Source organism: Vicinamibacterales bacterium, from assembly GCA_035699745.1.
Taxonomy (GTDB): domain Bacteria; phylum Acidobacteriota; class Vicinamibacteria; order Vicinamibacterales; family 2-12-FULL-66-21; genus JAICSD01.
This window is the reverse complement of record DASSPH010000077.1, coordinates 148013-157271: the sequence shown is the minus strand read 5'-3', so window position 1 is coordinate 157271 and position 9259 is coordinate 148013. Positions and strand designations below refer to the sequence as shown.

Below are 9259 nucleotides of genomic sequence, written 5' to 3'. Positions count from 1 at the left end.
CGGTCATCGATCACCGCAGCAAATACCACCCCAGAATCAGCACCACCCCGAGGAACAGCGAGCCCGCATACGCGCGGATCGAGCCTGTCTGCAGGCGGCGGAGCGTCACGCTGCCGCCGCGAATCGTGCTGCCGACGCCATTCACCGCGCCGTCGATCAGCCCGGCGTCGGCGCCGCGCCACAACACCAGCGTCGAGGCATGCTTGATCGGCTGGACGATCAGCGCGTCGTAGATTTCGTCGACGTAGTATTTGTTCAACAGCAGGGTGTAGACCGGCGTGGCGCTCCGCGCGACGCCGGCGGCAGCCCGGCGATTCCTCAGCCAGAAGTACGACGCGATGCCGATGCCGGCGAGCGCGAGCCCGAACGAGAGCCCCATCAGCATCAGCTCGGTCGTCGTATCCGCGTGCGCGTCGCCGGGAGCCGTTGCCCCGTGCCCGGCCGCCGTGTCGGGCGCCGCGGGACGACCGGGCTCGACGACCTGGAACTCGTTGATCGGCGCGACGGCGTGCGCCTCGAACGCCGGCTCGAGAAACGCCTCGATCCGGTTGTGCCCGCCGAGCGCGTGCGGCACGCCGACGAACCCCGCGACGATGGAGCCGGCGGCGAGGACGATCAGCGCCAGCGCCATCGGCGCCGGCGCATCATGCAGGTGGTGGCCAGCAGCGTGGCCCGCAGCCGGCTCTTCCTCCTCGGGGTGCGCCGGCGCCGGCGCATCATGCCGGCGCTCGCCATGGAACGTCAGGAAGACGAGACGGAACATGTAGGTGGCGGTCAGGAACGCGGTCACCATGCCGATCGCCCAGAGGATCCGGTGGCCGCCGGCGAACGTCTTCCAGAGGATCTCGTCCTTGCTGAAGAACCCGGCGAGCGGGAAGATGCCGGCGATCGCCAGCGCGCCGATCAGGAACGTCCAGTAGGTGATCGGCAGCTGCTTCCGCAGGCCGCCCATGTTGCGGATGTCCTGCTCCCCCGCCAGCGCGTGGATCACGGCGCCGGAACCGAGGAACAGCAGCGCTTTGAAGAAGGCATGGGTGTAGAGATGGAAGATCCCGGCGGCGTAGGCGCCGACGCCCATCGCCAGGAACATGTAGCCGAGCTGCGACACCGTCGAGTAGGCGAGCACGCGCTTGATGTCGTTCTGCACCAGCCCGATCGTGCCGGCCATCAGCGCCGTGGCGACGCCGATGCCGGCGACCACGGCGAGCGTGATCGGCGCGTGCTGGAACAGCACGGCGTTGCGGCCGATCATGTAGACGCCGGCCGTCACCATCGTCGCCGCGTGAATCAGCGCCGACACCGGCGTCGGCCCTTCCATCGCGTCGGGCAGCCAGGTGTAGAGCGGGATCTGCGCCGACTTGCCGGTGGCGCCGAGGAACAGCAGCAGGGTCGCCACCGTCAGCACGCCCATCGAGGTCTCGACCGGGCGCGCCGCCGCGCCGGCGGCGACGATCTGGAAATCGAGCGAGCCGAACTGCGTGAAGACGAGCAGCGTGCCGAGGAGGAAGCCGAAATCGCCGATGCGGTTGACGACGAAGGCCTTCTTGCCGGCGTCGGCGGCGGACTTCTTCTTGTACCAGAAGCCGATCAGCAGGTACGAACAGAGGCCGACCCCTTCCCAGCCGACGAACATCACCGGGAAGGTCGATCCCAGGACGAGGATCAGCATGAACGAGGCGAACAGGTTCAGGTACGAGAAGTAGCGCGCGTACTCGCTGTCCGTCTCCTCGTGCATGTAGGCGGTCGAGTAGATGTGGATCAGCGCGCCGATGCCACTGATGACGAGAATCATCAGGGCGGACAGGTGATCGAGGCGGAACTGCAGCGGGACCTGCAGATCGCCGGACGCGAGCCAGCGATAGTAGGTCTCCTCGTGCCACGGCTGGCCGGCGTCCTGGACCAGCGACCAGACGCTGGCCGCCGAGACGGCGAACGAGCCGATGATGGCGAGGCAGGCGACACCGCCCGACACGGATTTCGGCAGCCGCTTTCCGAGGAAGGCGTTGACCAGGAACCCGAGCAGCGGCAGGAGCGGGATGAGCAGGAGCGTCACGATCTACGCTCCGGGCACAAAGGCCACAAAGAACACGAAGACCTCAAAGGCTCTTGGTGAGCTTCGTGATCTTTGTGGCCTTTGTGCCGGAGCGTGTGCCGTAAGCCGTTCAGCGTGTCTACCATTTCAGTGAAGTGAAAGCCTCCGGGCTCAAGGTTTCCTTGTGCCGGAAGAGCGAGATCACCAGGGCCAGGCCGACCGCCGCTTCCGCCGCCGCGACGGTCATCACGAAGAAGGTGATGATCTGTCCGTCGACGGTCCCGAGATAGCGGCCGACCGCGACGAACGTCAGGTTCACGGCGTTCAGCATGATCTCGATCGAGAGCAGGATCGTGATCAGGTTGCGGCGCAGGAACACGCCGGCGGTGCCGATGGCGAACAGCACGCCCGACAGGACGAGATAGTGGTTCAACGAGACTGCCTCAGCGCTCATGCCGCCCCTTTCCCGCGATCACGACCGCGCCGACCATCGCCACGAGGATCAGGATCGACGTCACTTCGAAGGCGAACGCGTGCGCGGTGAAGAGCTGCGCGCCGATCTCCGCCACCGAGCTGATCGACGACACCGCGCCGGGATCGGTGCTGAACGAGGTGATGCCGAGCCGCGACAGCCCCCACGCGACCTCGATGCCGAGCAGCAGCGACAGCGCCACGCCCAGGCGCATCGCCCGCGGCCCGATCGCCGACTTCGGCAGGTCGTCCTCGGTCTTCGCGTTCAGCAGCATGACCACGAACAGGAAGAGGACCATGATGGCGCCGGCGTAGATGATGATCTGCGTCACCGCGGTGAACGGCGCGTCGAGCAGGATGTAGAGCCCCGCCAGCGCGCCGAACGACACGATCAGCAGCATCACGCTGTGCATCGGGTTGCGCTGCCCGATCACGCCCAGCGACGCCAGCACGGCGATCGCGGCAAAGATATAGAAAGCGATCACGTCCTCATCCCAACCAGATCACGAACGCTGCCGTGGCGACCAGGTTCAGCACCGCCGCGGGCAGCAGCCACTTCCATCCGAACTCCATCAGCTGGTCGTAGCGGTAGCGCGGCAGCGTCCACCGCATCCAGACGTAGAAGAACAGGATCAGGAACACCTTGACCAGGAACCACACCCAGCCCAGCCAGTCGGGCAGGAACGGCCCCAGCCAGCCGCCGAGATACAGACTGGTCGCCACCGCGGAGACGGTGACCATGTTGATGTACTCGGCGAGGAAGAACAGCGCGAAGGACATGCTGCTGTATTCGGTGTGGTAGCCGGCGACGAGTTCCTGCTCCGCTTCCGGGAAATCGAAGGGGGCGCGGTTCGTCTCGGCGACGCCGGCGGTCAGGTAGATCAGGAACCCGAGCGGCTGCAGGACGATGTACCACTTCGGGATCACGTAGTACCAGTAGCCGGACTGGTTCATCACGATCTCGCGGAGCGAGAGCGATCCCGCCAGCATCACCACGGCGGCCAGCGACAGCCCGTAGGCCAGCTCGTAGCTGATCATCTGCGCCGCCGAGCGCAGCCCGCCGAGCAGCGCGTACTTGCTGTTCGAGCTCCAGCCGGCCAGCACGATGCCGTAGATGCCCATCGACGCGATCGCGAAGACGACCAGCACCGCCACGTTCACGTCGGTGACCTGCAGCCGCAGCGGCTCGTCGAGCAGCCCGAACAGCGTCGTCTCCGTCCCGAACGGGATGACGGAGAACGCCGCGAAGGCGGTGGCGGTGGAGATCACCGGCGCGATGAGGAACACCAGCGTGTCCGCCGCCGCCGGCTTCAGGTCTTCCTTGAACAGCAGCTTGATGACGTCGGCGAAGGGCTGCAGCAGCCCCTCGGGCCCGACCCGGTTGGGCCCCGGCCGGTCCTGGATGTAGGCGCAGACCTTGCGCTCCATCCACACCATGAACGCCGCCGACAGCACCAGCAGATTGAAGATGACGAAGATCAGGACGAAGTGGGCGATCAGCGTCGGCGTGATGAACGTGGGCATCAGTGCGCCGCCGCCACCGTGCCGCGCGCGCGCCAGTCGGCGCCGACGGTGCAGCGTCCTTCGCGGATGTGCGCCTCGTACTCGGCGCGGAAGTGCTTCAGCGTCGTCAGCGGCGGCGTCGCTTCGGCGTCACCGAACGCGCACAGCGTCTTGCCGGCGATGTTGTTGGCGACGCTGGTGAGCAGATCGAGATCGCGCAGCTCGCCGTCGCCGCGCTCGATCTTCGCCAGAATCTTGTAGAGCCAGTCGCCCCCCTCGCGGCACGGCGTGCACTTGCCGCACGACTCGTGCTTGTAGAAGTGCATCAGGTTCATCGCCGCCCACACCATGCACGTGGTCTCGTCCATGACGATGATGCCGGCGGAGCCGAGCATCGATCCCGCGTTGACGACGGCATCGAAGCTGGCCGGGATGTCGAGCTGGTCGGGGAGCAGGATCGGCACCGAGGAACCGCCCGGGATCACCGCCTTGAGCTGGTGGCCGCCGCGGATGCCGCCGGCGTGCCCGTAGATCAGGTCCTTCAGCGTGACGTGCATCGACGCTTCGTAGACGCCGGGCTTCTGCACGTGGCCGCTGACGCAATAGAGCTTCGGGCCGCCGTTCTTCTCCGGGCCGAGGCCGGCGAACCACTCCGCGCCGTTCAGCACGATCGGCGGCAGGTTGCAGAGGGTCTCGACGTTGTTCACCGCGGTGGGACAGTCGTAGAGGCCCGACACCGCGGGGAACGGCGGCTTGATCCGCGGCTGGGCGCGCTTCCCTTCGAGCGATTCGATCAGCGCCGTCTCTTCCCCCGCTTCGTAGGCGCCGGCGCCGCGGTGGATCACGATGTCGCAGTCCCAGCCGCTGCCCATGATGTTCTTCCCGGCGTAGCCTTCGGCGTAGGCCTTCTTCAGCTCCGCTTCCATGATCCGCTGCACGTGGTAGAACTCGCCGCGGATGTAGATGTAGGCGACCTTGGCGCGGATCGCCCAGCAGCCGATCAGGCAGCCCTCGAACAGCAGGTGCGGGTTGCGCTCCATCAGCACGTGGTCCTTGAACGTGCCGGGCTCGCTCTCGTCCGCATTGCAGCAGATGTATTTCGGCTTGTCGGTCTTCTGATCGACGAAGCCCCACTTCATGCCGGTGGGGAATCCCGCGCCGCCGCGGCCGCGCAGCCCCGACGCCTTGACCATGTCGATCAACGCGTTCGGCTCCATCGCCAGCGCCCTGCGCAGCCCCTCGTAGCCCTGATGCTTCTTCAGATAGAAGTCGAGCGCGTACGAGTGCGGCTCACGGATGTACTTGGTAAGAACAGGCTCCATCTATCTCTCGATGTGCAGGTGACAGCCCGTCAGCGCCGCTGCACCGCGTTGACGCAGATCGTCGACCAGCCTGGCGCAGCTCTCCGGCGTCGCCCGCTCGTGCCAGTGCTCGTTGTTGACCATCACCACCGGCGCCCGATCGCAGGCGCCCAGGCACTCGAACTCGAGCAGCGTGAACATGCCCGAGGCGTCGGTCTCGCCGACTTTCAGTCCGAGCTTCTCGCCGAGCGACTCGGTCACCCGCTCCGCCCCGGCCAGCGCGCACGACAGCGTGCGGCACACCTGCAGCACGTACTTGCCCACCGGCGCCTTGAAGAACATCACGTAGTAGCTGGCGACGTCCTCCACCTCCGCCGGCGTGATCCGCAGGAACTCCGCGACGTGCCGCAGCGCGCTCGCCGTCAGGTAGCCCTGCTGCTCCTGCACGAGATACAGCGCCGCCAGCACCGCCGACTTGCGCCGTTCCGGCGGATACTTCGCGCAGATCTCCTCGAGCTGCGCCGCGCGCTCCGGAGTGTAGTTGAACGGCTCCCCTTTGTGCAGCAGTACGCGGTCGGAGCGATGGTGCCCCTCGCCGTACGGCATGATCGGATGGAAACTCATCGATCGACATCCCCCATGACGACGTCGGTGGAGCCGATCACCGCGATGACGTCGGCGATCATGCCCCCTTCGATCATCCGCGGCAGCGCCTGGCAGGCGTAGAACGTCGCCGGCCGCATCTTGATCCGGTACGGACGATTCGCCCCGTCCGACACGATGTAGACGCCGTGCTCGCCGCGCGGCCCTTCGACCGGCACGTAGGCCTCGCCCGGCGGCACGGTGAAGCCCTGCGAGTAGATGAGGAAGTGCTGAATCAGCGCCTCCATCTCCGAGTAGACGCGGTCCTTCGGCGGCGGGACGATGCGGTAGTCCTGGATGTCGTACGGCCCGCGCGGAGAGATCCGCGCCAGCGCCTGCCGGGCGATCTTCACGCTCTCGCGCATCTCCGCGACGCGGACGAGATAGCGGTCGTAGACGTCCCCCTTGGTCGCCGTCGGCACCTTGAAGTCGTAGGTCTCGTAGCCGAGGTAGGGGAACGTCTTCCGCACGTCGTAGGGGATGCCGATGGCGCGCGCCATCGGACCGACCAGGCCGTACTGGACGTGATCCTCGGCCGACAGCTGGCCGACCCCCTGCGTGCGCTTCAGCCAGATCTCGTTCTTGGTGAGCAGCCCCTCGTACTCGTCCACCCTCGCCGGGAAGCCGTCGAGGAACGAGGTCACCGCCTCGTGGAACCCGAACGGCAGGTCCTCGCGCAAGCCGCCGATGCGGATGTAGCTCGGGAACATCCGGAAGCCGGCGAGCATCTCGTTGATGTCGAGAATCTTCTCGCGATCGGTCAGGCAGTACATCAGCACCGACACCGCGCCGACCTCCAGCGCGTGGGTGCCGAGGCTCACCAGGTGGCTGGCGATCCGCTGCAGCTCGGCGATCAGGATGCGGATGTCCTTCACCCGCGCCGGCATCTGATCCTCGACGCCGAGCAGCCGCTCGACCGAGAGAGAGAACGCCAGCGAGTTGGACTGCGCGCCGAGGTAGTCCATGCGCTCGACGAGCGGAATCACCTGCTGCCACTTCTTCTGCTCGGCGGTCTTCTCGATGCCGGTATGAAGGAAGCCGATCGTCGTGTCGGCCTTGATGATCGTCTCGCCGGAGAGCTGCACCACGATGTTCAGCACGCCGTGCGTGCTGGGGTGCTGCGGCCCCATGTTGACGGTCATCGTCTCGCTGCGGAGCTCAGGCATCTTCTCGGTACTGTCCTTCGCAACTGGCTGCGGCCGCTTCGTCGTCGCGGCCGATGCGCGCGGTCCCCGTCCCGTTACAGGTCACTCTCGATGACTTCGCACATCACATGCAGGATCGTCCGGTGGACTTCCTGCACCCGGGCCGTGTTCTGGTCCGGCACGTTCACGTGAATCTCCGCCGCCGCGCCGATCGCCCCGCCGTCGCGGCCGGTCAGCGCGATGGTCTTCAGCCCGCGCGACCGCGCCGCCAGCAGCGCCATCAGCACGTTGGGCGACTCGCCGCTGGTCGAAATCCCGAGCGCGATGTCCCCCGGCTGCCCCAGCGCCTCGATCTGCCGCACGAACACCTGCTTGTACGAGTAGTCGTTGGCGACACTCGTCAGGATGCTCGCGTCCACCGTCAGGGCGATCGCCGGCAGCGCCGCCCGCTCCCGCTGGAAGCGGCCGACCAGCTCCGACGAGACGTGCTGCGCGTCGGCGGCGCTCCCGCCGTTGCCGAACACCAGCAGCTTCCGTCCGCTCTTCAGCGCGTCGGCCATCGCCTGCGCCGCGACCAGCATCGGTCCCGTGTTCTGCCGCACCCGCTCGTGCAGCGCGGCGGCCGCAGCGAACACGGCGTCGGCGAGCCGCGCGTGGTCGCGGGCCGCCACTCAGCCTCCCCGCGCCCGGTCGCGATTCGCGCGCAGGTTGGCCGCGAACTGCTCCGGCGTCAGCTGCAGCGGCTCGTAGACCTTCGGCGTCATCTTGATCTGGACGGGATAGTCCTTCCGCGCCGGATGCCCCTCCCAGTCCTCGGGCATCAGAATCCGCCGCAGGTCGGGGTGGCCATCGAAATGGATCCCGAACAGGTCGTAGACCTCGCGCTCCCCCCAGTTCATCGACTTCCACACGCCCGAGATCGTCGGCAGGCGCGGATCGCCGCCGGGCACCCGGACCTTCATCCGCAGCCGCTTCGGCGTGTCGCCGAAGCCGGGCACCCCGAGCGAGACGAGATGCACCATGACCTCGAAGCGGGGCTCGCGCGGGAACAGGTCCACGCCGGTGATGTCGGCGGCGAAGGTGAACTGCAGCGCGGGCAGATCGCGCAGCGCGAAGGCGACCTCCGTCAGGTGCTCGCGCGCGACGTAGATCGCCGGCATCCCGTCCGCGGCGGCGTAGGGTTCGACCGCTCCGTCGGGCACCGAGCCGCGAAGGGCCTCGATGATCTCAGGCGTAGTCATCCGTTGATGATGAGCGGCTTCGGCACGCGGGAGGTCTCGCTCGAGAGTTCCGTCAGCTTCTGCTGATCGATCTTGCGCTGCAGCTGGACGATGCCGTAGATGAGCGATTCGGGACGCGGCGGGCAGCCGGGCACGAAGACGTCGACCGGCACGATCTGATCGACTCCCTGCACCAGCGCGTAATTGTCGAACACGCCGCCGATCGAGGCGCACGCCCCCATCGAGATCACGTACTTCGGCTCCGGCATCTGATCGTAGATGCGGCGCAGCACCGGCGCCATCTTGCGCGACAGCCGGCCGGCCACGATCATCAGATCGGACTGGCGCGGCGAGCCGCGGAAGACCTCGGCGCCGAAGCGGGCGATGTCGTAGCGCGACGTGCTCATCGCCATCATCTCGATGGCGCAGCAGGCCAGCCCGAACGTCACCGGCCAGATCGACGAGCGCCGCGCCCACTGCACCATCTTGGTGACAGTGGTGGTGAGGACGGGAATCTCGATCTCACTCATCGGCTTTCATGTCCCCAATCGAACACGCCCTTGCGCCAGACGTAGATGTAGCCGGCCAGCAGGATCGCGAAGAACAGGATCAGCTGGAGGAACCCGGTCCAGCGCAGCTCGCGCAGCGCCATCGCCCAGGGATACAGGAAGGCGATTTCGATGTCGAACAGCAGGAAGATCATGGCCACCAGGTAGAACTTGACCGGATGGCGCTCGCGCGCGTCGCCCACCGGCGGCATGCCGCACTCGTAGGGGGCGAGCTTCTCGGGCGTGGGGCGCCTCGGGCCGACCAGCCGGCCGAGGCCGATGTTGAACACGGCGAACCCGACGCCGAGCCCGATCATAATAAGGATAGGCAGCCAGGGAGGCATCATTTAACCGAGCGGCTTCGCATGGGCGCTTGTGAAGTTTTTCTCAATCGTTC

At 66.8% G+C, this 9259-nt stretch carries 11 protein-coding genes; all 11 read right to left on the bottom strand.

Annotated elements, in window-relative coordinates; translation table 11 throughout:
• Positions 1 to 10: 10 nt before the first annotated feature.
• The 11 genes from nuoL to VFK57_19395 all read right to left on the bottom strand — a co-directional run bounded on the left by nuoL (position 11) and on the right by VFK57_19395 (position 9179).
• Positions 11 to 2053, bottom strand: a complete 2043-nt coding sequence (gene nuoL, locus VFK57_19445) for an NADH-quinone oxidoreductase subunit L (GenBank protein ID HET7697897.1) — start codon at positions 2051 to 2053, stop codon at positions 11 to 13.
• A gap of 118 nt (positions 2054 to 2171) precedes the next feature.
• Positions 2172 to 2486 carry an NADH-quinone oxidoreductase subunit NuoK gene (gene nuoK, locus VFK57_19440; GenBank protein HET7697896.1) on the bottom strand — a complete coding sequence of 105 codons (315 nt, stop codon included), beginning with the start codon at positions 2484 to 2486 and terminating at the stop codon, positions 2172 to 2174.
• Positions 2476 to 2988, bottom strand: a complete 513-nt coding sequence (locus VFK57_19435; GenBank protein HET7697895.1) for an NADH-quinone oxidoreductase subunit J — start codon at positions 2986 to 2988, stop codon at positions 2476 to 2478. Before VFK57_19435 ends, nuoK begins: the two co-directional genes overlap by 11 nt.
• Positions 2989 to 2992: 4 nt before the next feature.
• Positions 2993 to 4027 carry an NADH-quinone oxidoreductase subunit NuoH gene (gene nuoH, locus VFK57_19430; GenBank protein HET7697894.1) on the bottom strand — a complete coding sequence of 345 codons (1035 nt, stop codon included), beginning with the start codon at positions 4025 to 4027 and terminating at the stop codon, positions 2993 to 2995.
• Entirely contained in the window at positions 4027 to 5328 is a 1302-nt protein-coding gene (nuoF, locus tag VFK57_19425) for an NADH-quinone oxidoreductase subunit NuoF (protein ID HET7697893.1), read from the bottom strand. Before nuoF ends, nuoH begins: the two co-directional genes overlap by 1 nt.
• The gene (nuoE, locus tag VFK57_19420; protein HET7697892.1) at positions 5329 to 5931 is read right to left on the bottom strand and encodes an NADH-quinone oxidoreductase subunit NuoE; all 603 of its coding nucleotides are present in this window, start codon (positions 5929 to 5931) and stop codon (positions 5329 to 5331) included. It abuts the gene before it with no gap.
• The gene (nuoD, locus tag VFK57_19415) at positions 5928 to 7115 is read right to left on the bottom strand and encodes an NADH dehydrogenase (quinone) subunit D (GenBank protein HET7697891.1); all 1188 of its coding nucleotides are present in this window, start codon (positions 7113 to 7115) and stop codon (positions 5928 to 5930) included. The genes nuoE and nuoD overlap by 4 nt, the downstream gene beginning before the upstream one ends.
• A gap of 74 nt (positions 7116 to 7189) precedes the next feature.
• Positions 7190 to 7765, bottom strand: coding sequence for an SIS domain-containing protein (locus tag VFK57_19410; GenBank protein HET7697890.1), 576 nt, complete (start codon positions 7763 to 7765; stop codon positions 7190 to 7192).
• Complete coding sequence (locus tag VFK57_19405; protein ID HET7697889.1) at positions 7766 to 8335, bottom strand: NADH-quinone oxidoreductase subunit C; 570 nt, start codon at positions 8333 to 8335, stop codon at positions 7766 to 7768.
• Positions 8332 to 8844: an NADH-quinone oxidoreductase subunit B family protein gene (locus VFK57_19400; protein HET7697888.1), complete on the bottom strand. Its 513-nt coding sequence runs from the start codon at positions 8842 to 8844 to the stop codon at positions 8332 to 8334. The genes VFK57_19405 and VFK57_19400 overlap by 4 nt, the downstream gene beginning before the upstream one ends.
• Entirely contained in the window at positions 8841 to 9179 is a 339-nt protein-coding gene (locus VFK57_19395) for an NADH-quinone oxidoreductase subunit A (GenBank protein HET7697887.1), read from the bottom strand. Before VFK57_19395 ends, VFK57_19400 begins: the two co-directional genes overlap by 4 nt.
• Between the last annotated feature and the right edge of the window lie 80 nt (positions 9180 to 9259).

Excerpts from the sequence above, each read along its gene's own strand:
- nuoK (HET7697896.1), bottom strand. The coding sequence starts at position 2,486 with ATGAGCGCTGAGGCAGTCTCGTTGAACCACTATCTCGTCCTGTCGGGC.
- VFK57_19405 (HET7697889.1), bottom strand. The coding sequence starts at position 8,335 with ATGACTACGCCTGAGATCATCGAGGCCCTTCGCGGCTCGGTGCCCGAC.
- nuoH (HET7697894.1), bottom strand. The coding sequence starts at position 4,027 with ATGCCCACGTTCATCACGCCGACGCTGATCGCCCACTTCGTCCTGATC.
- nuoD (HET7697891.1), bottom strand. The coding sequence starts at position 7,115 with ATGCCTGAGCTCCGCAGCGAGACGATGACCGTCAACATGGGGCCGCAG.
- VFK57_19400 (HET7697888.1), bottom strand. The coding sequence starts at position 8,844 with ATGAGTGAGATCGAGATTCCCGTCCTCACCACCACTGTCACCAAGATG.
- VFK57_19395 (HET7697887.1), bottom strand. The coding sequence starts at position 9,179 with ATGATCGGGCTCGGCGTCGGGTTCGCCGTGTTCAACATCGGCCTCGGC.
- nuoF (HET7697893.1), bottom strand. The coding sequence starts at position 5,328 with ATGGAGCCTGTTCTTACCAAGTACATCCGTGAGCCGCACTCGTACGCG.
- nuoE (HET7697892.1), bottom strand. The coding sequence starts at position 5,931 with ATGAGTTTCCATCCGATCATGCCGTACGGCGAGGGGCACCATCGCTCC.